Source organism: Roseimicrobium gellanilyticum (assembly GCF_003315205.1).
In the GTDB taxonomy this organism is placed as follows: Bacteria; Verrucomicrobiota; Verrucomicrobiia; order Verrucomicrobiales; family Verrucomicrobiaceae; genus Roseimicrobium; species Roseimicrobium gellanilyticum.
This window is the reverse complement of sequence record NZ_QNRR01000001.1, coordinates 74,937-100,382: the sequence shown is the minus strand read 5'-3', so window position 1 is coordinate 100,382 and position 25,446 is coordinate 74,937. Positions and strand designations below refer to the sequence as shown.

Sequence of the window (25,446 nt, the reverse complement as noted above, 5' to 3'; positions counted from 1 at the left end):
AGCGGCGTTAAGAGGCGAAGCAATCGGAATGGAGCGCGGGGCGTTTTCGCCCGCTGCGCTCCAATCGGGTGCTCTACGCAATCGCCGCGTACACACGATGCACGTCCGCGTGGCCGTCGAGCGATTGCAGGAAGTTTGTCACTTCCTCACGCTGGGCGTCTGTGAGCGGCGGGCACTCCTTGGGATGGTAGTGCAGCTCTGAGGTGGTGACGATCCAGCCAGCACTTTTCAGCGCCTTCGTCACGGCATCCAGCTTCGTAGTCGGGCAGAAGAAACGTGCGCCGATATGATGGGCCAGCTCCTCGTCATCCAGCTCCAGCGGCTCCACATTGTCCGCATCCGCCTCCAGTGCGGCAGTTTCGATATCCGTTGAGGTGTCGGGATGATGCGCCTCCACCAGGCCGCAGTGCTCGAACATCCAGCCGACCGAGCCCGGGGTGCCCAAGTTACCGGCCTTGAAGAGCATCTTAATTTCTGTCGAGGTACGGTTGTTGTTGTCCGTGAGGCACTCGACAATCACCGGCACGCGGTGCGGGGTGAAGCCTTCGTAAACGACCGTGTGGTACTGCACCGCGTCCGCCCCGGTGCCGGACCCCTTGGCGATGGCGCGCTCAATGGTGTCGCGCGTGACGCTCTGCTTCTTGGCCACGGCAATGGCGGCGGCGAGGCGCGCGTTGAATTCCGGGTTGGGGCCACCCAGCTTGGTGGCCACCTGGATTTCACGCGTCAGCTTGCCGACAATCTTGCCCTTCTGGTCTGCCGCCAGTTCACGCCATTTCTGTTTCCATTGTGCACCCATGGAGAGTCGTCTGTCTTTGGTTCCGGATTCGCAGCTAGAGAAGAAGCCTCACGCTTTCGCGGTCGGCTGCTGCTGGGAGATACAATGGATCGCCCCGCCTTCGAACACAAGATCACTCGCCAGAATGCCAATCACCTCGCGACCGGGGAAGCAGTCACGGATGATACCCAGGGCCTTGTTGTCATTGCGCTTCTGGCCAAAGATGGGCACCAGCACGGCTCCGTTGATGATGAGGAAGTTCGCGTAGCTCGCCGGCAGGCGGTCCAGGCGCCAGCCCTTCTTCGGGCGCAGCGGCTCGGGCATTTCGATGGTGAGCACTTCCACGCGGCTACCGTCCTCCGTACGAAGGTCCTGCAGACGCTCGCGATTCTCCTCCAGAATCTTGTAGTTCGGATCTGAGTCGCGCTTCTCCACCACGGTCAGCACGGCATCTTCGCGGATGAAGCGCGTGATGTCGTCGATGTGGCCGTCCGTATCATCTCCCTCGATGCCGCTGCCCAGCCAGAAGATGGAGGACACGCCGAGGTTCTTTTTGATCTCGTCTTCGATCTGCTTCTTCGACCAGTCCGGATTGCGGTTTTTGTTCAGCAGGACCGCCTCGGTGGTGATGAGCACACCGGCGCCATTCACTTCAATGGAGCCGCCTTCAAGAATCATGTCCGATGCAACACGGGGCAACTTGAAGGCCTCGGCGACGCGCGCAGGCACCTGGTTGTCCAGGTCGAACGGAGGGAACTTGCCACCCCACGCGTTGAATCCCCAGTCGGTGACGGTCAGCGCGCCCGTTGCACGATCCTTCACAAAGATGGGACCATGGTCACGGCACCACACATCATTTGTGGGATGGTCGAACAGTTCCACCATGCTCAAGTCCCCCTCGTGATCCGCGATGTGCAGGCGGATGCTGTGGTGCGCGATGGCGGGTGCATTGATGCGCACCTTTTCAAAGCGCGAGATGTCTGCGGCGATTTCACCGAACTTGTCCTGCAGCACTTCGTGCGTGCGTGGAGCGCTATCGGGATTACACGGCCAGGAAAGCCACACGGCCTCTTGAGGAGACCATTCGGCAGGCATGTAGTGAGGACTGGGGGAGGCTTTGCTCATGAAGAATTACTGAGGAGACGAGGGGACGTTTTGAGTGCGAAAAGACGCACCCATTTCAATCCGCAGAATCCAGATGGACTCAATCAGATTCTCGTTTCAAAATCGCGCCATGCAGTGCACGCGATCATTGACATTGGGAATGGGCGTGATCGTCGGGATGTCAACTCACGGGTGTGCCGGGGCGTGACAACATCAAAGCCCGTAACAACCACAACACGGTTGGAGCGCACGCCCAAGGAACGGGAACGCCTCGTTCCCGCACGACTGAGGTGGCCATTACCGACGGCCATCGCATGCGCCGCCAGGTTGCTCCACGGATTAGAGTAGATGCGCGCGCGGGAATCATGATGTTGCCTGCATCGGGCAGTGTGATTGTCACATCAGGGGTTCGGGAACGAGGCGTTCCCGCTCCTTGAGAAGGCGCATGCGCCTTCAAATCGGCGATGTCACGATGGCTATGGCTCGGTTGACCATCACTTAGCCATCATCCCGCCACCGCTTCGTGAGGTCGTTGTAGGAATCAATGCGGCGATCGCGGAAGAAGGGCCAGATGCGGCGGAAATCTTCCATGGCCTTGATATCGCAGGGCACCATGAGAATCTCCTCATCGCTCGGCGACGCCTTGGCGACGATCTCACCGTACGGGTTCGCCACAAAGGACTGTCCCCAGAACTCCGTTTCCTCCTCCACACCCACGCGATTCACGGCGGCGACGTAGCAACCGTTCGCCACGGCATGACCGCGCTGCACGGTTTCCCAGGCGGTGTGCTGGGCCTTGCCGAGCTCGGCCTTCTCGCTCTTCAGCCAACCGATGGCGGTGGGATAGAAGAGAATCTGCGCGCCGCTCATGGCGGTGAGACGCGCGGCCTCGGGATACCACTGGTCCCAGCACACGAGCACGCCAAGGCGGCCGCGTTTCGTGTCCCACACCTTGTAGCCGAGGTCGCCAGGCGTGAAGTAGAACTTCTCATTGAAGCCCGGGTCCTCGGGGATGTGCATCTTGCGGAACTTGCCCATGTACTCGCCATCCGCATCGATGATGGCGGCGGTGTTGTGGTACAGGCCGATGGCGCGCTTCTCAAACATCGAGGCGATGATGACAACGCCGAGTTCGCGGGCGAGATCGCCAAGCTGCTTCGTGGTGTCTCCGGGAATCGGATCCGCCAGGTCAAAGAGTGCGGTGTCTTCACGCTTGCAGAAATAGGGCGTGAGGAAGAGCTCCTGCAGGCACACCACGTGCGCGCCGCGCTTCGCGGCCTCGCGGATCAAGGCGATGTGCCGGCGGAGGTTGTCCGCCTTGTCCTCGGTGGCGTGCGTCTGGATGAGGCCAAGATTGATGATGCTGCTCATGAATTATGGATGGACCCAATGCGATACGATGCAAATGGAAGGCTGGAGAACTTCTGTTTCATTGGCATAATGCCCGCGATGAAATTCCCCCGCCGCCCGCTTGCATTTCTCACCGGCCTCGTTGCCGCACTTCTCCTCACCCAGTGCGCGGACACGAAGCATCGCATGATTGTGAGCGTGGCACAGCAGCGCATTGCCTGCTTCCGCGAAGGCCAGCCCATCGCCGTGTTCCCCGTAAGCACCTCCAAATTCGGGCTCGGCGACTATCCGGGGTCCAACTTCACCCCGCTGGGCCGCTTCAAGATTGCCAAGAAATTCGGCGATGGCCTGCCCGTGGGCGCAAAGCTGAAGGACCGCCGCTTCACCGGTGAAATCGTGCCTGTGAATGCTCCTGGCCGCGACCCGATTGTGAGCCGCATCCTGTGGCTGAAGGGCCTGGAACCCCAGAATGCCCGTGCCTACGACCGCTACATCTACATCCACGGCACCGCAGAAGAGCGCACGCTCGGCACCCCTTCCAGCTACGGCTGCGTGCGCATGGCCTCGCGGGACATCATCTGGCTGTATGACGTGGTGGGCAAAGGCGCCCGTGTGGACATCTTGCCTGGCCCGCTACCGCCCGTGAACATGCTGCCGCGGTGAACTGGGAAGCTTGAAGGCCCAGGACTGCCGCACTATCGGCGGGTATGGATCAGTCCATTTCCAAGTTCTTCTACCTGCTGCCCGCTGCCTTCGTCTTGATGGGAGCAGGACTCACCCTTTGGGCATTGCATGGCCAATGGCTTGCCCTGCGTGCCCAGAAGTGGCCCATCACCACCGGCACTATTTCCAAGGTGGACGAAAAGGTCTCGCAAGGCCGCAGGGGAAATAGCTCCGTGAAGATCAAGACTACCTATTCGTACGAGGTGAACGGCACTCAGTACGAGGGCACCAAGATTCATCCCACCTATGGCGGAAATTCCCGGCTCAAGGCGCACGACGCACTGAAGGAGGCACTGCAACCGGGCCGGAGGGTGCAGGTCATGTATTGCCCCGAGAATCCTGCACAAGCCTTTCTGGCCACTGGATTTCGCTCGGGGAGTCTTGCTCCGCTGGTGGTCGGTGTGTTGTGGATGACCGCAGGTCTGGCCTTTGGCTGCCTCCTGTGGATTACCAAAAGCGGGAACTGCGATTTCGCCTCGCTGATTCGTCCCGCGTAGTCATTTGGTCAGGGGTCGCGAGCCAGTTCCCATTCACTCACCCGCAGCTTGGTGACTTGCGCACCAGAATGCCCGGCATCAAAGGACAAGCTCAGCTTTCCTGCCTGCGCGGGCACTCTCGCAGCGAGTGAGTAGACTTCGTGGACGAAGCACTCCACCATGTCCTGCTCCACGAAGAGCTTCACTTGCACAGGCTTCGCTGCGGGTAGTTTCACAGGCAGGTCACTCCAGCATTCACCAGCGGAATCCAGAATGCGGATCTGATCGCGTTTCAAAATCACCCTGCCGAGTGGAGCGATGTTCACCTGGACCTCATCGACGCCTTCCGGCAGAGCGAGCGTGAACTCCACGGCGAGCCGTTGCCAGCTTCCTTCGAGGGTGTGTGGTTTCTTTTCCACAGTGAAGTCCGGCTTCTCCACCCACGGCAACTTCTTGAAAGTATCCACTACCCTGGAAGGAAGCCTCGTGCCCAATCGACCACTGGGCAGCACGTGTACCTCACGCGGCAGGGCGAGATGACCTCCCCAATGCTGCCCGCCGGGTGTGGACGGCTTCAGGGGAATCCAGCCGAACAACACTGGCACCTCTCTCTCGAAGTCGATCTGCGCGGCGCAGAGGTCCTTGCCATCGAGTTGGCCTTCGGGCTCCATTTTCCAAGGCCCCGTGGGTGACTCGCTGCCCCAGTACACCGGCGGTCCCACGGCACGGTCATAGATGCTGGCCAGCAGGATCCAACGCCCACCGAGGCGGAACATCTGCGGGACCTCGGGCTCGCCGATGTTGCCCGGGTCCAGAATGGGTCCGTGATCCTTCCACACCTTGAGGTCGGGCGAGGTGGCCAGGCTCACCGCCCCGGCGGTTTCCTTGGGCCGGTCCTTCATCCAGGTGGTCATCACGCATCCCCACTGCTTCCTCTCCGGAATCCAAAAGACGTAAGGATCACGCCGGCGTTGGTAGTAGCCCGCTGGAGGAACGTGGAACTCTCGGGGCGCGCATTCCCAATGCCGCAAGTCGCCGCTGGTGGAGCTGACCATCCGTCCCTCCAAGTGACCGTAGAAACTGCGGAACACCTTGGCCTTCGAGTCGCGGAACACGCCCAGCACAAAGTAGGGCTTCATCCAGTCCTCCGGCTTCACTGGTCCGTGCGTCAAGGGAGCCTCGGACCACTGCAGCCAATCGTCCGAGGTGGAGATGGTGAGAGCGGCCTCGTATTTCCCCGGCTTCAGGTAGTAGAGGTAACAGCGCCCCTCGTGGAAAAAGGGGTGCACATCTCCGAGAGCGTGGTCCTTCGGCTTGAAATGCCACCGGGCGGGGCCTTCCTGCGCCTGCACGGGGAGCGAAAGCGCGAACAGGCCCGCCAGGAGAAGTCGCAAACGCATCATCGTGCGTTCACTACGTCCCGGCCGACCCTTTGCTGGCGGCGAATGTGAAACCTTTTCGGCCAGCCCGGGCCCGGCCGCCGTATCCCCTCTTTCTGCTTGCGCAGGGGGGCCGGAAGGCCTTGGTTGCCTGCCCTCTTTACCCCACCCCTGCCATGCCCGAAGACAAGAAAGATACTGCCTCCATGGAAAAGCTCGTGAGCCTCTGCAAGCGCCGCGGCTTCATCTACCAGTCGAGCGAGATCTACGGCGGTATCGCGGGCTTCTGGGACTACGGCCCCCTGGGCGCGGAACTCAAGCGCAACCTGCGCGACACCTGGTGGCGCGCCATGACCCGTGAGCGTGAAGATGTGGTCGGCCTCGACGCCACCATCATCATGCACCCCAACATCTGGAAGGCGAGCGGTCACGTGGATACCTTCAGCGACCCGATGAGTGACTGCCTTCTGACCAAGAAGCGCTTCCGCTCGGACCACGTCGATCTGCAGAGTGGCATGGTCTATCGCTTCACCGGAGCAACCGGTGCTGAGGACACGAAGAGTGACGTCCCCTTTGCCGTACTCGCCCCGCAGGGCAAGCCTCGTGAGTCCGCGCTGAAGATTGCCAAGCTCTTCTACGAACAGCGCGGGGTGAAGTCCCCGGAACCCACCGGTGGTGAGACCGGCGAGAAGGTGGAGAATACACGTGCCTTCAACCCCGAGAACGGTGCTCAGCTCACCGAGCCGCGTCCCTTCAACCTGATGTTCCGCACCTTCGTGGGCCCGACGGCCACGGATGCGGATGTCGCGTACCTTCGCCCGGAGACGGCGCAGGCCATCTTCGCGCAGTTCAAGAACGTGGTGGACAGCTCTCGCGTGAAGGTGCCATTCGGCATCTGCCAGATTGGAAAAGCCTTCCGCAACGAGGTGACCCCGAAGAATTTCACCTTCCGCTCGCGTGAGTTCGAGCAGATGGAACTCGAGTTCTTTATCAAGCCGGACGAGGCCATCGAAATCCTCACCGGCGCTCCTGCGCAGGCTTGGAGCGAAAGTGCAGACCTCTCCACACCGCAGCCCACTTGGGGCTGGGACCTGTGGCACCGCTACTGGGTGGCTCAGCGCACCGAGTACTACAATTCCATCGGTCTCGGAACCGATGTGCTCGACTACTACACGCAGTCGGCTGACGACCTCGCGCACTACGCGCGAGCCTGCACGGACATCCTCTTCAAGTTCCCCTTCGGAACGGATGAGCTGGAAGGTGTGGCGGCTCGTGGTGAATTCGACCTCAGCCAGCACCAGAAGCACAGCGGCAAGCCGCAGGAGTACTTTGATGATGAACTGAAGGCCGCCGCTGCCAAGCTGACCGAGGAGCAGAAGGAAGCGATGATCCAGAAGCGCATCGCCGCTGAGCAGGCCAAGACCAAGGGCACCCCGCTCACGGAAGCGGAAGTGCGTGCCTGGTTTGACCGCCTCTTCAAAGGTTTCTATGTACCGCACGTGATCGAGCCCTCCGCCGGACTTGACCGCCTCGCGCTCGCCGTGCTGGCGAGTGCCTTCTGTGAAGAAGAAAAGGCCGATATGAATGGCAAGGTGGAAGTCCGCACCCTGATGCGCCTGCATCCGCGCATCGCCCCCATCAAGGTGGGTGTGTTCCCGCTGCTGAAGAACAAGCCCGAGCTCGTGTCCAAGGCGCGTGAAGTCTACGACCTGCTCAAGAAGCACATGAACTGCTTCTACGACGAAACGGCTGCCATCGGCCGCCGCTACGCGAGACAGGACGAGGCGGGCACTCCCTTCGGCGTGACCATCGACTTCGAAACCCTCGGCGAAAAAGGCGAAGAATTGAAGGACACCGTCACCGTCCGCGAGCGCGACAGCAATGCCCAGCACCGCATCAAGATCAGCGAGCTGCTTGGCTGGCTGGTGGAGCGCGTGCAGTAGTCAGCCCGCCCACATCCGCAGTTCACGTCTCGTGAACCCTCTGAAAGCGCCGGAACCTCACTGGGTACCGGCGCTTTCCTTTGATGCGCATGACACCTCATCAGTTGACGAGTCCACACATGCTTAGGATGGTCATTTACCCCCGCGATGGAGCCCCCCTTCCCTGAGCTCGACTGGCATAAGCCACTGCCCTTGCACGGCTGGTTCCTCGTCGCGCCTTCGAGCCAGCTGAAGCGCGGCACCGTACTCACCTTTGACCTGCCCGGTCTGCCGCTTGTAGTATTTCGGGGAGAAGACGGCGCCGTACGCGCCGTGCAGGCCTACTGCCCGCACATGGGCACGCATCTGGCCCACAGCTCTGTGCATGGCTCCTCGCTGCAGTGCCCCCTGCACCATTGGCGGTTCGAGTGCGGGGGCAGCCATGGAAGTCCCCCCGGATGTGCTGGCCCTGGAGCTCCTGCCAAGCTCCAGCCTCGTCCTGCGTTGCGTTCCTATGCAGTCCGCGAAGCCTGCGACGCCATCTGGGTGACGCCACGACAAGAAGCCGACGCGAAGCCCTTCCCGCTCTTTGATGGAGTCTCACCCGAGTCACTCCTGTACAAGCAGGGCACGCCCGTCTTCCTCCGCTGTCCGTGGCAGGCCGTGGTGGCAAACGCCTTTGACCTAAATCATTTCCAGACGGTCCACGCCCGGGCCCTGCATGGCACGCCGAGCATCGATGACCAGGGACATCGACTGGAATTTAAGTACATGTCGAAAGTGACTGGCAACGAGCTGGCCGACCGCATCATGCGGAAGGTCTCTGGCAATGCCATCGACGTGACCATCCACTGCTGGGAGGGCTCTGTGCTCACGGTGAAGACGCGCACTCAACGCCGGGAGACCTTCCTGTGGCTCAGCTTTCTTCCGGCGGAAGGCGGCACGATCGTGAAACCCCTGTACGCAGTTCCGCGTGGGTCCGCCCCACTGCTCTCCCGGCTTCGGGTGCAGGTGGCGGGCTGGCTTTTCCACGCCTTCCTGAAGAAGGACATCCGCATTCTGGAAGGCATGCGTTTTTCTCCGAAGGTGACTCCGGAGGAAGATCCGTATCTTTGCAAGTATTTGAGCTTTGCCGCACGCCAAGGCTCCGGTAGCATCCCCCAACCTCACTCCCCGCAGCCGCTATGACCCGCCTCGAGCTTCTCCTTCCACTGCTTGTGCTGGCTTGCATCACGAGCGCCTCTGCCCAGCAACCCGCCGCCCCGGCGCCAGCGCCCACACCCGCGCCATCCGTTGCTCAACCCGTGCCGGACACCCCGGCGCCCGCGCCCGCGACACCACCTGCCGCTGCTCCTGCGCCAGCTCCGGCACCCGGCACCGCTGCCGCACCTCTCGAAGTACGCGCCGCGGAGAATCCCAATCACGAGCAGCTCCGCGTGCTGCGCGATGGCATCACGGATGCCATGAACAAGAAGGATGTGAATGCCCTCGTCGCCTTTCTGCATCCCAACATCGTCTTCACCACGATGAACGGCGACGTGGCCAAAGGTCACCAGGGCATCCGCGACTACTATGTGAAAATGATGTCCGGCCCGAACCGCGTGGTGGACAACCTGACGGTGAAGTTCGACGCGGACGACCTCACCAGCCTCTATCTCAATGACAGCATGGGCGTGTGCTACGGCTCCACCCAGGATGTCTATACACTCAAGGGAGGCCAGCGCCTGGACATCAATGCCCGCTGGACGGCCACGATGATCAAGGAAGATGGCAAGTGGCTCGTGACCGCCATCCACTATTCCACGAACATGTTCGACAACCCTGTGCTCACCGCCCTGCAGAAGACCATGATGATGGTCGGCATGGGCTGCGCCGTGGTCGGCATCCTGCTGGGCATGATGATTGGCCGCAAGACGAGCGGCCGCCGCTGAGTGAGGCTTGAGCATGGCCGCGTGTGACCTTACCTTCCTGCGGCCATGTCCTTTCCTGAGCTCCGCGCCATTCCCGACCGGCTGAACCTGCTGCTGCTCGCAGGCGCAGCCGTGGTGGCCGGCTCCTTGTTGCACGCCGCGTCCCACGCCTCCGCCTGGTGGCAGGTGCTGCTCGCCATGGTGGCGTTTTCCTTCGTGGGAAACACCCTCTTCTCCCTGCTGCACGAGTCCGTGCACGGGATCTTCCATTCGAATCGCGCGATGAATGAATGGGGCGGGCGCATTGCCGCAGCCTTCTTCCCCACCGCACTCACGTTTCAGCGCATCTTCCATCTGCGGCATCACAGGAACAATCGCACCGAGGTCGAGCAGTTCGACTATTTGCGCCCGCATGACAACAAGCTCCTGAAATACCTCCAGTGGTACTGCATCCTCACCGGACTCTACTGGACCGCCTCACCGCTGGGCATGATGATGTACCTCGTGTGGCCGGGTGCATTTCAGATGAAGGCGCTTCGTTCCGATGATTCTCGTTTCGCCCAGCAGACCGCAGCGGACGCGATGCTGGAGGGTTTTGACAACGCACCGAGTGGGAGGATTCGATTGGAGATCCTGTTCACGCTCGCCGTGCAGGCGGCGCTTTTCATCCTCTCGGATGCCACCTGGCAAGGCTGGCTGCTCTGCTATGCGGCTTTCGCAGTGAACTGGAGTTCCTTGCAATACGCAGACCACGCCTGGTCGGAACTCGATGTGAAGGAAGGTGCCTGGAACCTGAAGGTGAACAAGGTGGTGCAGTGGCTCTTTCTGAACTACCACCACCACAAGGCGCATCACCAGCATCCGGATGTGCCGTGGGTGCACCTGCACAAGCATGTGGATTTCACCGAGCCGCGCCCCTCCTTCCTGCGTATCTATCTGAACATGTGGCGCGGTCCCCGCCCCATGCCGGAGAAACCAGAGACATGAAGCGTGGCGTTGAATGGTTGTGCTTCACCGAGTGCCTGCGCTTTGCGAGACGTCACCGGCGCTACTTCGGTATCTTTCTCGTCCTCTACGGACGCTCGCTGCTGCGCTGGAGGAAGATGCGCGCCGCCCGCGTGGGCTATGCTTTCCTGCAGTTGTTTGACGACTACATGGACGGCGATCGCACCTGGGACGGTTCTCTCGATGCGCTGGCTGCGCGCATGCAGGCGGAGTGGGACTCGGGTGTTTTTGCTGGGGACATTCCCCTCTCCCAGCTCGGCGAAGTCTTTTGGAAAGAACTCGAAGCTACTCCCGAAGGCCGCACGGATGTGTATGCCCTGCTGCAAGCGATGCACTTCGATTCCCAGCGCCGCGTGCAGCGACTATTGCTGGATGAGAAGACGCTGCACGCGCATCTGCATCGCACGTTTTACCACTCGGTGGATATTTTGCTGGTGGTGTCTGGATTGCAGACACGTGCGAGAGAAGTGCCCGGCCTGGTGAAAGCCCTCGCATGGTGCTCTGTGGTGAGGGATTTCGAGGATGATGTGAAGGCGGGTATTGTGAACGTGCCGCAAAAGGTGGTGGAGGCAGTGCGCGCACATGCGGGTGCGGGAGAGGAAGCATCCATCACGATGCAAACTCCGGATGTCGCCGCGTGGCTGAAGGAAGAGCACGAGAGGGTAAAAGAGCACCTCACGCAGTCACGTGCCGAGCTCGCGGAAGTCTCGGTACGGGAGCCTGAGGCTGCGAAGCTGCTGGGTGTGTTTCAGCGTTCCGTCGAAAGCTACGCCTCACGATAACACCTACAAGTCATCCACGACGGAAGCACAGGCCCAAGGAGAGGGAACGCCTCGTTCCCTTCAGGGGTGAAACGTCCCACGATCCACCATCACCATGGCATATCACCGACCTTGATTCTGCATTCATATCGCGCAACCATCCAGCGATGGACCGCGAGTCGCTACACTTTTATAACCCCTTCGACCACGTCGCGAAGACCGCCAACCGCCTCCCTCACTGGCAGCAACCCGATCGCACCTACTTCCTCACAATCCGCCTCGCCGACGCTGTACCCGCCAAGCTGCGCGCTCAATGGAAACAAGAACGCGAAATCTGGCTTTCCCATCATCCTGAGCCGTGGACCGCGGAAGTGCAGAAAGAATACCACAAACGCTTTTCAGCCAAGATGGATGCGTGGCTGGATGCCGGACATGGTTCTTGTTTGCTTCGAGACCCCGGCTGCCGCGCTCTTGTGGAAGCCACGCTGCGGCATTCTGATGAGGTGCTCTACTGGCATCACGCATGGGTGATCATGCCCAATCACGCGCACACCTTGACGTCCCTGCACATCGAGTCGGATCTCAAGGAAATCATGAAATCGTGGAAGGGCTCTTCAACACATCCCATCAACAGGTTGGCCGGAAGGCGGGGAACGCTTTGGCAAGTGGATTACTTTGACCGACTCATTCGGGATGGGAACCATTTCGCGAATTGTGTGAGGTATATCAGGAGGAATCCTTCCAAGGCGAAACTGCGAGAGGGTGAATACACGCTCTATGAGACGGAGCTAGCGAGGAAATTCGCTCCGGTTGAGGACTGAGACGTTAGCTGGGATGGATTCGTCATGGGACGTTTCACCCTGAAGGGAACGAGGCGTTCCCTCTCCTTGGGCCTGCGCTCACCTGCCTGAGACGCTTGTAGTCTGCTGGTGTTTGCAGGCCTTGTCGCCCCCGCCGACGAAGCTCGGCGGACTACTTTCCTTCGAGCAAATCCGGCCGATTCGCCTTTGTGCGCTCGAGCGCCTGCTCCTTGCGCCACTTGGCAATCTTCCCGTGGTCACCGGAAAGCAGGATATCCGGTACCTTGATGCCACGCCACTCCGCCGGACGGGTGTAGTGCGGATGGTCCAGCAAACCAGACTCGCCAAAGGATTCCTGCACCGCGCTCTCATCATCACCGAGCACTCCGGGCAAGAGACGCACGATGGCATCGATCATCACCGCGGCGGCGATCGCGCCATTCGTGAGCACGTAGTCGCCGAGGCTCAGCTCTTCGTCCACGCAACTCTCCACGATGCGCTGGTCCACACCTTCGTAGTGACCACACAAGAAGATAAGGTGCTCCTCCTTGCTGAGCCGCACGGCATCCTCCTGCTTGAAGGGCTTCCCTTGCGGCGTCATCAGCAACACGCGGCTCTGCGGCGTGCGCAACGGCTCCAAAGTCGCAAAGATGGGCTCTGGCCGGAGCACCATGCCCGGGCCGCCGCCATACGGCTCATCATCCACCTGGCGATACTTCCCCATGCCCTGCTCCCGCAGGTCATGCACACGAAATTGAAACAGCCCCTTGTCCCGTGCCCGCCCCATGATGCTGGAGCCCAGCGGGACGTTTACGACTTCGGGAAAGAGGGTGATGATGTCAGCAAGCACGATGCGGCACAAGTAGCAGGAGGCGCAGAGTGAGCAAGCGTGCTTCTGCACCGGTCCATGCCAGAGCAGAAGCACGAACTGCCGCGACTCCCTTATCCCTTCTCCTTACACCTCCTCATCCCCATCGCTCTCACCCGCCTTGCGGCCGCGGAGCTTGGCTTCGATGAAGGCGTCGATGTCGCCATCCATCACGGCCTGGATGTTGCCGGTCTTTTCCCCGGTGCGGTGGTCCTTGGCCATTTGATACGGCTGGAAGACGTAGCTGCGAATCTGGTTGCCCCAGGCCACATCACCCTTCTCACCGTACTGGCGTTCCATCTCGGACTTCTTCTTGTCCTGCTCAAGCTGGTACAGCTTGGCCTTGAGCATGTGCATCGCCATTTCGCGATTCTTGCCCTGAGAGCGCTGCACCTGGCAGTTCACGATGATGCCCGTGGGAGCGTGGATGAGGCGCACGGCCGTTTCCACCTTATTCACGTTCTGGCCGCCCTTGCCGCCGGCTCGGTAGGTTTCAAACTTGATGTCGGCCTCATTCAGCTCGATGCCGCCGTCGTCTTCGATGTCGGGCGTCACATCCACACTGGCGAAGCTGGTGTGGCGCTTCTTCGCCGCGTCGAAGGGTGAGATGCGCACCAGGCGATGCACGCCTCGTTCGCAGTTCAGCTTCCCGAAGGCGTAGTCACCCGTGACCTTGAAGGTGGCGTTGCGCACGCCCACTTCTTCACCGGGCTGGAAGTCCACCATTTCCACCTTGAAGCCGGAGCGCTCAGACCAGCGGGTGTACATGCGCAGGAGCATGTCTGCCCAATCGCAGGACTCGGTGCCGCCCGCACCGCAGTGGATGGTCATGAAGGCACCGTTCTTGTCATACTCGCCGCTGAGCATCACGGTGAGTTCGAACTCGCCGAGCGCCTTGTCGAGAGCCGCAAATTCCTTCTCCACCTCTTTCCAGGAGGCGAGGTCATTCTCATGCTCGGCGATTTCACCCAGGACGAGAAAATCCTCCAGCCGCGTTTCCAACGCAGCCAGCGGCTCGAGCTGGCCCTTGATCGCGTTGACGCGCCCGATGACCTTGCGCGCCGTGTCCTGATCGTTCCAGAACTCAGGCGTAGCGGTCTGTTCCTCGAGCGTCTCCAGTTCGGATTTCAGCTTCGCGACGTCAAAGATACCTCCGGAGCGCGCCGAGGCGGCCCTTCAGGCTCTCGGTGTCGAAGGCTTGCATATCAGTGATGACGGTCTTGGCTTGGTCCATAGGTCAGGTAGCCACACCATGGCGGCTGCGCAAGAAAAGATACGTATCTCTCCCTCGCAGCGGCCGCGCCTCTTTCCAGCCCTACTCCTTGACCGTGAACCCCTCTGGAGTCGCGCCGACAAAGTAGACATCATGGTCCGGTCGCGAGCCCGGCGTGTGGAAATCCAGCATCACCAGCTCCTCCTCCTGAGTGACGAAGCCATGCGTCGTGCCCGGAGGCAGGCGCAGGAAATCACCCGCCGCCAGCTTGAAGGGTTCGCCATTCAGGATGGCCGTGCCACTGCCGGACAGCACATAGTAGAACTCCTCCGCCACCTTGTGGTAGCTCACGCCGGTGGTCTGGTGCGGCTCAATGCACACGCGGTACGCCGTGGCAGCACGCTCATCCTCCGGAGCCACCAGAGACTCGATTTTATAGGGACCGAGCCGTTGAACAAATGAAGGGGAAGTGGCCCGGTAGTGGACGATGCGAAGAGGGCTGGACATGGGGGAGGGGGATGAAATTCACGAGCCGTGAGTGATCAGGCACAAAGATAAGCGGGCGTAAGGATATTCTCATAGGCATTCATTTATTTTTGGTAGAACCTTCACATTGAGCTTCCGAGAGAAGTTGCATCGACGACCCGTTTTTCTTCCGCCTCCAGCTCTCCCATGTCTTCATCCGTTCCTGCCTCACCACCCCATCCGCATGCGATGCGCCGCGTGGTGACCGCCAGCTTCGTCGGCACGGCCATCGAATGGTACGACTTCTTCCTCTACGGGACGGCGGCTGCGCTGGTCTTCAACAAACTCTTCTTTCCCACCTTCGACCCGCTTATGGGGACCATGGCGTCCTTCGCGACGTATGCAGTGGGCTTTTTCGCCCGTCCTTTGGGCGGCGTGATCTGCGGACACTACGGTGACCGCATCGGACGCAAGTCGATGCTGGTGACTACCCTCATGATGATGGGGCTGGCCACCTGTGCCATCGGCCTGCTACCCACATATGAAGCGGCTGGCATCTGGGCACCCATCTCATTGGTGTTTCTGCGATTCATTCAGGGACTCGGCGTGGGTGGAGAGTGGGCCGGCGCCGTTCTGATGGTGGTGGAGCATGCGAAACAGGAGAAGCGCGGGCTCTATGCCAGTTGGGTGCAGGCGGGTGTGCCGGCGGGCATGCTTCTGGCCACGGGGGTCATGAGTCTTTTCAACTTGATGCCGCAGGAGACTTTCCTTGACTGGGGTTGGCGTGTGCCCTTCCTGCTTGGCATTTTTCTCACGGGCATTGGCTTCTTCATCCGCCTGCGGGTGCTGGAGAGTCCCGCCTTTGAGCAGGCAAAGAAGGAGAAGCCGCCTGCCAGGATGCCCGTGCTGGAAGTACTGAAGACACATCCCGGCAATGTGTTGCTCGCCATGGGTGCACGTCTCGCGGAGAACGCCTTCTTCTACATCTTCACTGTGTGGGTGCTGACCTATGCCACCGAGAAGCTTGGTCTCCCGAAGAGTACTCCTCTGAATGGCGTGTTGCTGGGCAGCGCCATCCAGTTGGTCACCATTCCGTGGTTTGGCGCCATCTCAGACCGCGTCGGTCGCCGCCCGGTTTATCTGGGAGGTGCCTTCTTCCTGGTGCTGCTGGCATTTCCTTTCTTCTGGCTGGTGGACACGCAGAACACCCTGCTGGTATGGACGGCCATCGTCCTCGGAATGATCGGCCACTCTGCCATGTATGGGCCGCAGGCCGCGTTTTTCTCGGAACTCTTTGGCACGCGCACGCGCTACACCGGCACCTCCCTGGGCTATCAGCTTGCCTCTCCGTTGGCCGGTGGGCTGGCGCCCCTCATTGCGACCGGCCTTCTCAAGTGGAGCGACAACGAGCCCTGGCCCATCGCGGTGTATCTGATCGTGATGGGTGCCATCACGATTGCGTGTGTGTTCATTGCGGCAGAGACGAGCAGAAGGTCGCTGGAGCATGAGGACGCGGGCAGCAGGGATGAGTAGGCACCCTCTCCTCCATGTCAGCCGAATCGCGAGGCTCTACTCCACCCGCTCCATCGCCATCGCAATGCCCATGCCGCCACCGGCGCACAGAGTCGCCACACCGCGCTTCAGTTCCTCGTCTTCGAGGATGTGCAACAAGGTCACCAGCACACGAGCACCGCTGCAGCCCACAGGATGCCCCAGGGCAATCGCGCCACCACGGCGATTCAGCTTCGCGCGATCCACGCCAAGTTGCTCGGCGCATGCGAGGGTCTGCGCAGCAAAGGCCTCGTTGATCTCCATGGCATCGACTTGATCCATGGACCAGCCCGTTTCCTTCAGCAGCTTCTGCACGGCGGATACAGGCCCCAATCCCATCGTCGCCGGTTCACAACCGGTAGAAACACCCGCAATCAGGCGCGCGCGAGGCTGCAGTTCGTACTTCTGCACCGCCTCCTCTGAAGCCAGAAGCAACAGCGCGGCACCATCATTGACGCCTGAAGCATTCCCTGCGGTCACCGTGCCATCCTTGCGGAAGGCGGGCTTCAGCTTCGCCAGCTTCTCCGGGGTGGTGTCTGCACGCGGATGCTCGTCATGGGTGATCATGCCGGCCTTTGTTTCCACCGGCACGATTTCCCGCTGAAAGGCCTCCACTGCTGCGGCCGCGCGCTCCTGGCTGGTCATCGCAAAGACATCCTGCGCCTCACGGGTGATGCCGCAGGCATCCACAATGCGCTCCGCCGTCTCACCCATGCCCACTTTGAGAATTGGATCCGTCAGGCCATCCACAAAGATGGAGTCCTCCAGGGTGGCATGGCCCAGCTTCGTCCCTTCCCGCACGTTGCGCGCATAGTGCGGCGCACGGCTCATGGACTCCACGCCACCCGCGAGCACCACGGAGGATTGTCCAGACGCGATGGCATCTGCCCCGAGCGCCACGGCCTTCATGCCGGAGGCGCAGACCATATTCACCGTGAAACCCGTCACACTCTGTGCGAGGCCCAGTTGCAGCACGAGCTGCCGCGCCACATTCATGCCCGAGCCAGCCTGCAGCACCTGGCCGAGGATTACTTCATCCACCTGCCCGCCCAGTTCATCCGGCATCACAGTCTGCGCTACCGCCAGTGCCAGCTCCACCGGTGACATTTCCTTCAACCCACCGCAAAAGCGGCCAATGGGCGTGCGCTTCGCTTCGACAACATAGATGGGGGTCGGCCATTTCATATCAGGACAGGCGCTGCGGGAAACATTCGGAGGGCATCGTGCGTGTCGATTGTACCACAGGCGCAAACTCCATACGATCCAGCACATCGCGTTGGAGATCGATTCCCGGAGCCAGCTCGACGAGTACCGGCCCCTGTGGGGTCAGCTCAAAAACTGCCCGCTCCGTGACATAAATGACCTTTCGTCCCTCACGCATGGCGGTGGGGCCGTGAAAGCAGACCTGCTGCACCCGCTTCACAAACTTGGAGTGCTTCCCCTCCCGCATGATGCGGAGGCCCCCCTCCTGCATCTCCACCGCGAGATCCCCTGCCGTAAAAGTGCAGCAGAAGACGAGACGTTTTGCACTCTGCGCGATGTTCACAAAGCCACCCACTCCGGCAAAGCGGCCGGACATCATGCTCACATTCACGCTGCCTTCGGCATCGATCTCCGCCGCGCCGAGGATCGCGATGTCCATGCCCCCCCCATCGTAGAAGTCGAACTGCGATGGCTGGTCGATCACCGCCTCCGGGCGATGACTGCAGCCAAAGCTCAAACCTGAGGCCGGCACGCCGCCCACAGGCCCGCTTTCCACGGTGAGTGTAAAGTCCCGCAACCTGCCTGTCTCCGCTGCCACGGACGCCACTGCCTCGGGCAGGCCAATGCCCAGGTTCACCATTTCACCGGGTCGTATCTCCTGCAGCGCACGAGCCCCGATGATTTTGCGCTCAGAGAAGGAGAGCCGTGGCGGCTCCAGCTTCTCGCCCAACGCGGTGACGTACGCCTCATTATACTGCTCGCCAAAGGTCTGCGCGTGCTGCTCCGCATCGGACACCACGACATAATCCACCAGCGCACCGGGCACGCGCACCGCCTTGGGATCCACGCTGCCTTCCGTGAGGCGTTCCACCTGTGCGATGACGATGCCGCCGTGATTGCGTGCCGCCTGGGCGATGGGCAGGACTTCCCCCACGAGACCCTCGCGCTCCATCGTGAGATTCCCCCGCGCATCCGCACTGGTGGCGCGGATGAGCCCCACATGGATTGGCACGGTGCGGTAGCGCAGCCAGTCCTCGCCATCCATCGCGAGCCGCTCCACCAGAGGCTCCGTCGTACGTGCATTCATGCGGCCTCCCGTATGCACAGGATCGATGAAGGTATTCAGCCCGACCTTGGTAAAGATGCCCGGACGCTTCGCAGCAATCTCTCGAAACAGGACACACACCACCCCCTGGGGAATGTTATACGCCTCGATCTTGTTTTCCAGCGCCAGCTTTCCCAGCTTCGGAGCAAGGTTCCAGTGTCCACCAATGACCCGTTTCAAGAGGCCTTCGTGAGCGAGATGATTCAGTCCACGCGACGCACGGTCGCCCTGCCCTGCCGCATACATCAGGGTGAGATCACGGGGTCCGTCTCCCGCGAGAAAGCGGCGCTCCAGCGCCGCCGTGAGCATCTCCGGATGCCCGGCCCCTACAAAGCCCCCCACGGCCACGGTCGCGCCATCCGGGATCGCGGCCACGGCTTCCTCCACAGAGACGACTCGCGCAGCGGCCCTCATCCGCGCCAGCCTCCGTTCACCTCAATGGTCTGCCCGGTGACATAGGACGCGAGTGGCGAGCAAAGAAAAAGCGCCACATGCGCAATCTCCTCCACCGTGCCGAAGCGGGCCAGTGGCACATTCTTCAGCATCTCCGCGCGCACATGCTCCGGAATAGTCGCCGCCATGGAGGTATCCACCACCCCTGGCGCGATGGCATTGGCGCGGATGCCACGCTTCGCCGCCTCGCGACTGATCACCCGCATCATCGCCTGCACGCCTGCCTTCGCTGCAGCGTAGTTTGCCTGGCCGTAGAACCCCTGGATCGCAGCGATGCTGCCCATGCTCACGATGGCGCCGTGATCACGCATGATCTCCAGCGCATGCTTGCAGCAGTGGAAGACCCCGGAGAGATTTACATCCATCACGGACTGCCATTCCTCCAGCGACATCTTCGCGACGGTGCGGTCACGGATGATGGCGGCATTATTGATGAGGTAATCGAGTCCACCGCAGGCTTCGCGTACTTTCTGCATCATGGCCTGCACTGCCTCCGCGCTTGCGACATTCGCCTCCACCACGAGGGTACTTCCTGCGCGTTCCTGCTCAAGCTCCGCGGCGAGGGACGCCGCATCCGCAGCGGTGCTGCCCATGCCAGGGTGATTGATCACCACGGTGGCGCCCGCTTGGTGAAACGTGCGTGCCATGCAGGCGCCAATGCCTTGCGATGCCCCGGTGATGAGGGCGGTTTTTCCAGTCAGATCGATGGCGATGCTCATGCCGGGCGTCATAAAATCGGAACGCCACGAGCTCTGCAAGCCTTTACATTCCGTGGAAAAGAAGGTTTCATATTTCTTCCCCACCCCATCCGGAGGCATTTCTATTTGGAAACTTCCAGTGCCATCCTCATCAACCGCACCCGGCTCACCGAAACCAGTCTGATCGTGCACTGGTGCTCGGCGGAGGACGGGCTCTTCAAGACGGTGGCCAAGGGTGCTCTCCAGCCCAAGTCCCCTTTTGCAGGACGGCTGGATCTCTTCGTCACCTGCGAGGTGGTGTGGGCCCGCAACCCAAAGACCGATTTACACACCCTGCGTGAAGTGCATCTCACGAACCCGCGACTGCAGCTCCGAGCCAGTTACCTGCGGGTGCTGGCCGCCACTTACTTCAGCAAGCTTATTGATCTGGTGGCCGAAAAGGAAACACCGCTGGGTGGTATTCACGAGTTGCTGACACTGAGCCTGGACTACCTCGTGGAGCACGAACCCTCGGAAAGACTGGTCCAGCGATACGAGACCCGCCTTTGCTCGGAACTGGGCCTGGGGGATGGGCAGAAGGGCGCGGCTGCCCTCCTGCACGATGTTTATCACCGTCCGCTGCCACCTCAGCGCAAGCAACTGCTTGAAGAACTTGCCAAAATCCCTAAACAAGAATCCCGCAGCGATCGCGATTTTGCTTGATGGAAACGCGGTCCATGCTTGTTGTGATCCTTTCGGCTTCAAACTGAACCCATGTCCTCAGAAAACCTCAACACGCTGCTCGAAGGACATCTGTCCAGTTTGCTGGATGCCGGGAAGATCGACGACGCGCTGAGGGTGGCCAGCACCGCCCTGCGCAATGCGCGACAGGCAGCCGAGGAGGATGAAGCCAACCTTCCCCTGCTGGTCAACGCCTTGGAAACCCTCGGGGAATTGCATCGCCAGGCCGGCGACTTCGAGAAGTCCGAGTCCCTGTATCAGGAAGGCATCGAAACCGGCGAGCGCGGTGGCGCAGACACCTTCCAGATGGCCCGCCTCCGCTCAGGACTGGCCACCCTGTATGATTTCAACCAGCGAGAGGACCAGGCCATCCCGCTGTATGAGCAGGCCATCGAAGGCTACGACCGCATGGTGCCGCCGCGCACCCATGACAGCGCCCAGATGCGCAACAATCTGGCGATGATCTACAAAAGCCTGGGCCGCTACCCTCTTGCGGAGCAGCACTACCTGATGGCGCTGGAGACTCTGGAGAAGGACTACGGCCGTGACAATGAACGCGTGGCCGCCGTCTTCAACAACCTGGGTGGTCTCTACTACACCGCCGGCTTCCCCGAGCAGGCGAAGGAGATGCACATGGAGGCACTCGACATCCGCACGAAGGTCTTCGGCCCCGAGCATCCAGAAGTGGCCCAGAGCTATAGCAACCTCGCCACCGCCTGCTATGAACTGCAGGACGACGCGGCTGCCCAGCAGAACTACGAAAAGGCCCTGCGCATTCTCGAACAGAACATCGATACCTGCGCAGACAGCTACGAGGAAATCGGCATGGACTACGCCAACGTGCTGGACTCCATGGGCGAAGACCGCAAGGCCGAGGCCCTCAGGAAGCGCATCGCCAAGGTGCTGCGGCGGTAATTCGCCCCGTCCTCTAAATAGAGGTGCAGCAGATTCCGCGATGAAGGCGGGGGCACACGGGTTTCTCCACGCCACCCTCAACACGTATGCATAACGTACTTACGTTGAACGTGTGAACTGCACGTTCACATCTTCCAAGTTGCCAAATCTCCGGCGCAATGCATAGATGGCAGTCCCTCGACCCGGACCTTAGGAACACGGGGAAGGCATCCGATGTCAGACAAGAAATCCTCGAGCTGGACTCTCGCGCTACTGGCGCTCGGGGTGGTGTATGGAGACATTGGGACGAGCCCACTGTACGCCCTGAAGGAGACCGTGTCCCACGGCAGGTTCGAGGCGGACAAGGTGCTCACCGTCTACGGGCCCGTGTCCCTGATGTTCTGGTCGCTGACCATCATCGTCACCATCAAGTACCTGTTGCTCCTTTCGCGTGCGGACAATCAGGGTGAGGGCGGGGTCTTTGCCCTTTATGCGCTCCTGCGCCAGCAAGCCGCGGGTCTTTCCAAGCGAGCCATTGGAGTACTGAGCATCATCGCCCTCGTGGGAGCCTCCCTGCTTTATGGGGACGGCATCATCACGCCCGCCATCTCGGTGCTCGCGGCGGTGGAAGGTCTCTACGTCATCAATCCGGACCTGCCGCATTTCATTGTGCCCCTGTGTGCGGCCATCCTGCTGCTGGGACTCTTCCTTGTACAAAGGCACGGCACGGTACGCATTGGCGCCAGTTTCGGACCGGTGATGCTGGTCTGGTTCTTTGTGCTGGCCCTTCTCGGGCTGATGAATCTCGTGAAGGCGCCCGGCATCCTTACCGCGCTGCTGCCTCACCACGGCTGGATCTACCTCATCTATGAGCGCTCCGAGGCCCTGCACATCATGGGAACCGTGCTGCTCTGCGTGACAGGTTGCGAGGCCCTGTATGCCGACATCGGCCACTTCGGCCGCACGGCCATGAACCGCTCCTGGATCTTCGCCGCCTACCCAGCCCTGATCCTGAACTACCTTGGCCAGGGCGCCCTGATCCTGAACAACCCCGGCATGGTGGACCAGCCGAAGTTCAATCCCTTCTTCCAGATGGCGCCGGCGTGGTCCCACTGGCCGCTCGTTTTCCTCGCCACCGCCGCTACCATCATCGCCTCACAGGCCATGATCACTGGCGTCTTCAGCCTCACCCAGCAGGCGGTGCAGCTCGGCTTCCTTCCCCGGTTGAAGATCGTGCACACCTCTCCGGACATGCGCGGCCAGATCTTCATGCCGCAGGTGAACATGCTCCTGTGCGTGGCATGCCTCACTCTTGTGGTCGTGTTCCAGGAGTCCGGTTCGCTGGCCGGCGCCTACGGTCTGAGCGTGTCCTCGGACATGCTGCTGAGCAGCATCCTGCTCTTCATGGTGATGACCCGCGTGTGGAAGACGCCGTCCTGGATGGCCGCCATCCCCATCGGCATCTTCCTTTCCATGGAAATCGGCTACTGGCTGGGCAGCCTCACCAAGCTCCTGCATGGCGCCTGGATCCCCCTGGTCATCACCGCCATCCTCTGGACGCTGATGAAGACCTGGCGCGACGGCCGTGCCATCCTGGTGAAGCGCGTCACCCGCCAGCTCATCCCGGTGACTCACCTCGTGGAGGAGGTGAAGAAAAACAAAATCCTCCGTGTGCCGGGCATCGGCGTTTTCCTTTCGTCCTCCTCGGATGGCCTCCCCCTCGTGCTGCTGCATCATTTGAAGCACAACAAGGTGCTGCATCAGAATGCCGTCATCCTCACTGTGCGATTCGAGGAGGAGCCGTACATCAAGAATGCGGACCGCATTCAGATTGTGGAACTGCACGAATCCTTCTGCCGCATCATTCTGCGCTATGGATTTGCGGAACAGCCGGAAGTGATGCGCGACCTCACCACCGCGCTGAAGAGGCAGGGCATCACCAAGCTCGGGGACATCAGCTACTACCAGAGCCGTGAACTCCTGCTCACCGACGGCAAGGGCCGCATGGCCACCTGGCGGAAAAAACTTTTTGTCTTTCTTTCCCGCATCGCCCGGCCCGCTACCGGCTACTTCCAGCTTCCCTCACGACAGGTCATCGAACTGGGCATCCAGCTCGAACTGTAGTGGAGTGGCGCAGTTGGACGCAGTCCGGAACTCATGAACAATCCACATCATGCCAGAAGCTGGGCGGTCGCCGTGGCAGCGCTTGGTGTGGTGTATGGAGACATCGGCACCAGCCCGCTGTATGCGCTACGCGAGTGTCTGGCCGAAGGTCGCTTCCATGCGAACGACCCGGTGACCATCCTGGGACCCGTGTCCCTCATGCTCTGGTCGCTCATCCTGATCGTGAGCATCAAGTACCTGCTCATCCTCGTACGAGCGACCAATCAAGGTGAGGGCGGCGTCTTTGCCCTGCTCTCCATCCTCCGGCATCCGGAAGCAGGACTGAAGAAGGAACACCTCAAGTGGCTGGGCCTGTTCGCCATCGTCGGCGCGGCGCTGCTCTACGGAGACGGCGTCATCACTCCAGCCATCTCGGTGCTCTCTGCTGTCGAGGGATTGGAAGAAATTAACCACGAGTTCGAGAAGTACGTGGTGCCGGTGGCGGTGGCCATCCTGCTGGCCATCTTCCTCGTGCAGCGGCATGGCACCCACCGCATCGGTGCGGGCTTCGGGCCCATCATGCTCATCTGGTTTGGCGTGCTGGGTTTTTTGGGCATCTACAATCTGATACAGCATCCCGGCGCGGTGGCTGCGCTTTCTCCACACTATGGGGTGCGGTACCTTCTGGAGCATGGCCACCATGGACTCGGCATCATGGGCAGTGTGCTGCTGTGCGTCACGGGGTGCGAAGCACTGTATGCGGACATCGGCCACTTCGGACGCACAGCGATGCAGCGCTCCTGGTTCCTCGTGGCCTATCCCGGTCTGACGCTGAACTATCTTGGTCAAGCGGCACTGGTGCTGCGTGATCCTTCTGCGCATGAGAGCCCCTTCTTCCGTCTCGTGCCGCAAAGCTGGCTGTTGCCCCTGGTCATCCTGAGCACCCTGGCCACCATCATCGCCTCGCAGGCCATGATTACCGGTGTCTTCAGCCTCACCCAGCAGGCCGTACAACTCGGCTTCCTGCCCCGCCTGAAGATCAAGCACACGAACCCTCATGTGCGTGGGCAGATCTACCTGCCGCAGATCAATCTCCTGCTCTGCGTGTGCTGCCTCGCCCTGGTGCTGGCCTTTGGGAGTTCCAGCAAGCTGGCGGCTGCCTACGGGTTGACGGTTTCCGCGAACATGATGCTCTCCGGCGCCCTGCTGCTCATCGTGGTCACCCGTCTGTGGAAGTGGCCCTGGTGGAAGGGGATGGTCCCAGTGATTCTCTTCCTCATGTGGGAGTCCACCTATGTGGCGGGCAGCCTCGCGAAACTCTTCCACGGCGCGTGGATGCCGCTGCTGCTGACCCTGCTGCTCTGGATTCTCATGAAGACCTGGCAGGATGGCCGCGCGCTGCTGTGGCGCATCATGACACGGGGGCAGATTCCCATTGTGCACCTGCTGGGCGAACTGGAGAACAAACGGATTCCCCGGGTGCGTGGCACCGGCGTCTTCATGAGCGGCTCCTCGGATGGCATGCCCCTTGTGCTGCTGCACCATCTGAAGCACAACAAATCCCTGCACGAGCGCGTGGTGCTGCTCACGGTGCAATTCCTCGAGGAACCCCACGCAACCAAGGAGGAGCGTTTCACCGTCACAGAGCTGATGCCTGATTTCTACCGCGTGGTGCTCAGGTACGGCTTCGTGGAATCCCCTGATGTGATGCGCGACCTCTGCCGTGCCCTCGCCGTGAAACGCGGCGGCGACATGAGCAACATCAGCTTCTACCAGGCAAGAGAACTGCTCCTCCCCACCGGCAAGAGCGGCATGATGCCCTGGCGGAAAAAGCTTTTCATCTTCCTCTCCCGCATCGCCCGCCCCGCCACCGGCTACTTCGACCTGCCTTCACGACAGGTCATTGAACTGGGGATTCAGATGGAGCTGTGAGCCGGCGATTTGAAATTTGAGATCTCAAATTTC

General features: G+C 61.0%; 23 protein-coding genes. 13 read left to right on the top strand and 10 right to left on the bottom strand.

Features of this window, described 5'->3' with window-relative positions; translation table 11 throughout:
• Positions 1–73: 73 nt before the first annotated feature.
• From DES53_RS00395 to DES53_RS00385, 3 genes are all read right to left on the bottom strand, one after another.
• Complete coding sequence (locus DES53_RS00395) at positions 74–799, bottom strand: YebC/PmpR family DNA-binding transcriptional regulator (RefSeq protein ID WP_113956230.1); 726 nt, start codon at positions 797–799, stop codon at positions 74–76.
• Between the two features lie 48 nt (positions 800–847).
• Positions 848–1,903 (bottom strand): agmatine deiminase family protein, encoded by a 1,056-nt coding sequence (locus tag DES53_RS00390; RefSeq protein ID WP_113956229.1) that lies wholly within the window; start codon positions 1,901–1,903, stop codon positions 848–850.
• Positions 1,904–2,380: 477 nt separating this feature from the next.
• On the bottom strand, positions 2,381–3,253 hold the full coding sequence (locus DES53_RS00385; RefSeq protein WP_113956228.1) for a carbon-nitrogen hydrolase: 873 nt from the start codon (positions 3,251–3,253) through the stop codon (positions 2,381–2,383).
• Between the two features lie 78 nt (positions 3,254–3,331).
• On the opposite strand from DES53_RS00385, the gene DES53_RS00380 reads away from it, so the two are divergent.
• Positions 3,332–3,895 (top strand): L,D-transpeptidase, encoded by a 564-nt coding sequence (locus DES53_RS00380; RefSeq protein ID WP_113957140.1) that lies wholly within the window; start codon positions 3,332–3,334, stop codon positions 3,893–3,895.
• A 44-nt stretch (positions 3,896–3,939) separates the two neighbouring features.
• Positions 3,940–4,452: a DUF3592 domain-containing protein gene (locus DES53_RS00375; protein ID WP_113956227.1), complete on the top strand. Its 513-nt coding sequence runs from the start codon at positions 3,940–3,942 to the stop codon at positions 4,450–4,452.
• An 8-nt stretch (positions 4,453–4,460) separates the two neighbouring features.
• Here DES53_RS00375 and DES53_RS00370 read toward each other — a convergent pair whose 3' ends face one another.
• Positions 4,461–5,834, bottom strand: a complete 1,374-nt coding sequence (locus DES53_RS00370) for a glycoside hydrolase family protein (protein WP_113956226.1) — start codon at positions 5,832–5,834, stop codon at positions 4,461–4,463.
• A 152-nt stretch (positions 5,835–5,986) separates the two neighbouring features.
• Between DES53_RS00370 and DES53_RS00365 the strand changes: the two genes are divergently transcribed.
• From DES53_RS00365 to DES53_RS00340, 6 genes are all read left to right on the top strand, one after another.
• Positions 5,987–7,753 (top strand): glycine--tRNA ligase, encoded by a 1,767-nt coding sequence (locus DES53_RS00365; RefSeq protein WP_113956225.1) that lies wholly within the window; start codon positions 5,987–5,989, stop codon positions 7,751–7,753.
• A 147-nt stretch (positions 7,754–7,900) separates the two neighbouring features.
• Positions 7,901–8,920, top strand: a complete 1,020-nt coding sequence (locus tag DES53_RS00360; RefSeq protein ID WP_113956224.1) for a Rieske 2Fe-2S domain-containing protein — start codon at positions 7,901–7,903, stop codon at positions 8,918–8,920.
• Positions 8,917–9,663, top strand: a complete 747-nt coding sequence (locus DES53_RS00355) for an SgcJ/EcaC family oxidoreductase (protein WP_113956223.1) — start codon at positions 8,917–8,919, stop codon at positions 9,661–9,663. Before DES53_RS00360 ends, DES53_RS00355 begins: the two co-directional genes overlap by 4 nt.
• 45 nt (positions 9,664–9,708) lie before the next feature.
• A complete protein-coding gene (locus tag DES53_RS00350; RefSeq protein WP_113956222.1) occupies positions 9,709–10,629 on the top strand; it encodes a fatty acid desaturase in 921 nt (306 codons plus the stop codon).
• Positions 10,626–11,429, top strand: coding sequence for a squalene/phytoene synthase family protein (locus tag DES53_RS00345; RefSeq protein WP_113956221.1), 804 nt, complete (start codon positions 10,626–10,628; stop codon positions 11,427–11,429). The genes DES53_RS00350 and DES53_RS00345 overlap by 4 nt, the downstream gene beginning before the upstream one ends.
• Positions 11,430–11,575: 146 nt before the next feature.
• A complete protein-coding gene (locus DES53_RS00340) occupies positions 11,576–12,229 on the top strand; it encodes a transposase (protein ID WP_113956220.1) in 654 nt (217 codons plus the stop codon).
• Between the two features lie 151 nt (positions 12,230–12,380).
• Here the strand turns inward: DES53_RS00340 and trmD are convergent, their stop codons facing one another.
• From trmD to DES53_RS00325, 3 genes are all read right to left on the bottom strand, one after another.
• Complete coding sequence (gene trmD / locus DES53_RS00335) at positions 12,381–13,133, bottom strand: tRNA (guanosine(37)-N1)-methyltransferase TrmD (RefSeq protein WP_245958059.1); 753 nt, start codon at positions 13,131–13,133, stop codon at positions 12,381–12,383.
• A gap of 30 nt (positions 13,134–13,163) precedes the next feature.
• A protein-coding gene (gene prfB, locus DES53_RS00330) for a peptide chain release factor 2 (RefSeq protein ID WP_211325448.1) occupies positions 13,164–14,289 on the bottom strand; the annotation gives its coding sequence in 2 pieces (ribosomal slippage) (positions 13,164–14,225 and positions 14,227–14,289; 1,125 coding nt in all).
• Positions 14,290–14,391: 102 nt separating this feature from the next.
• Complete coding sequence (locus DES53_RS00325) at positions 14,392–14,796, bottom strand: cupin domain-containing protein (RefSeq protein WP_113956218.1); 405 nt, start codon at positions 14,794–14,796, stop codon at positions 14,392–14,394.
• A 165-nt stretch (positions 14,797–14,961) separates the two neighbouring features.
• Here DES53_RS00325 and DES53_RS00320 point away from each other — a divergent pair, with 165 nt between their 5' ends.
• Positions 14,962–16,287, top strand: coding sequence for an MFS transporter (locus DES53_RS00320; protein WP_113956217.1), 1,326 nt, complete (start codon positions 14,962–14,964; stop codon positions 16,285–16,287).
• A gap of 36 nt (positions 16,288–16,323) precedes the next feature.
• Here the strand turns inward: DES53_RS00320 and DES53_RS00315 are convergent, their stop codons facing one another.
• The 3 genes from DES53_RS00315 to DES53_RS00305 are packed head-to-tail and all read right to left on the bottom strand — an operon-like array spanning position 16,324 to position 19,785.
• Positions 16,324–17,490: a thiolase family protein gene (locus tag DES53_RS00315; protein ID WP_113956216.1), complete on the bottom strand. Its 1,167-nt coding sequence runs from the start codon at positions 17,488–17,490 to the stop codon at positions 16,324–16,326.
• Between the two features lies 1 nt (position 17,491).
• Positions 17,492–19,027, bottom strand: a complete 1,536-nt coding sequence (locus DES53_RS00310) for an acyl CoA:acetate/3-ketoacid CoA transferase (protein WP_113956215.1) — start codon at positions 19,025–19,027, stop codon at positions 17,492–17,494.
• Positions 19,024–19,785 (bottom strand): SDR family oxidoreductase, encoded by a 762-nt coding sequence (locus DES53_RS00305; protein ID WP_113957138.1) that lies wholly within the window; start codon positions 19,783–19,785, stop codon positions 19,024–19,026. The genes DES53_RS00310 and DES53_RS00305 overlap by 4 nt, the downstream gene beginning before the upstream one ends.
• 105 nt (positions 19,786–19,890) lie before the next feature.
• Between DES53_RS00305 and recO the strand changes: the two genes are divergently transcribed.
• From recO to DES53_RS00285, 4 genes are all read left to right on the top strand, one after another.
• Positions 19,891–20,466: a DNA repair protein RecO gene (gene recO / locus DES53_RS00300; RefSeq protein WP_170156750.1), complete on the top strand. Its 576-nt coding sequence runs from the start codon at positions 19,891–19,893 to the stop codon at positions 20,464–20,466.
• Between the two features lie 51 nt (positions 20,467–20,517).
• The gene (locus DES53_RS00295) at positions 20,518–21,399 is read left to right on the top strand and encodes a tetratricopeptide repeat protein (protein ID WP_113956214.1); all 882 of its coding nucleotides are present in this window, start codon (positions 20,518–20,520) and stop codon (positions 21,397–21,399) included.
• 213 nt (positions 21,400–21,612) lie between these two features.
• Positions 21,613–23,502: a potassium transporter Kup gene (locus DES53_RS00290; RefSeq protein ID WP_245958058.1), complete on the top strand. Its 1,890-nt coding sequence runs from the start codon at positions 21,613–21,615 to the stop codon at positions 23,500–23,502.
• A 33-nt stretch (positions 23,503–23,535) separates the two neighbouring features.
• On the top strand, positions 23,536–25,413 hold the full coding sequence (locus DES53_RS00285) for a potassium transporter Kup (protein WP_113956213.1): 1,878 nt from the start codon (positions 23,536–23,538) through the stop codon (positions 25,411–25,413).
• Positions 25,414–25,446: the final 33 nt, after the last annotated feature.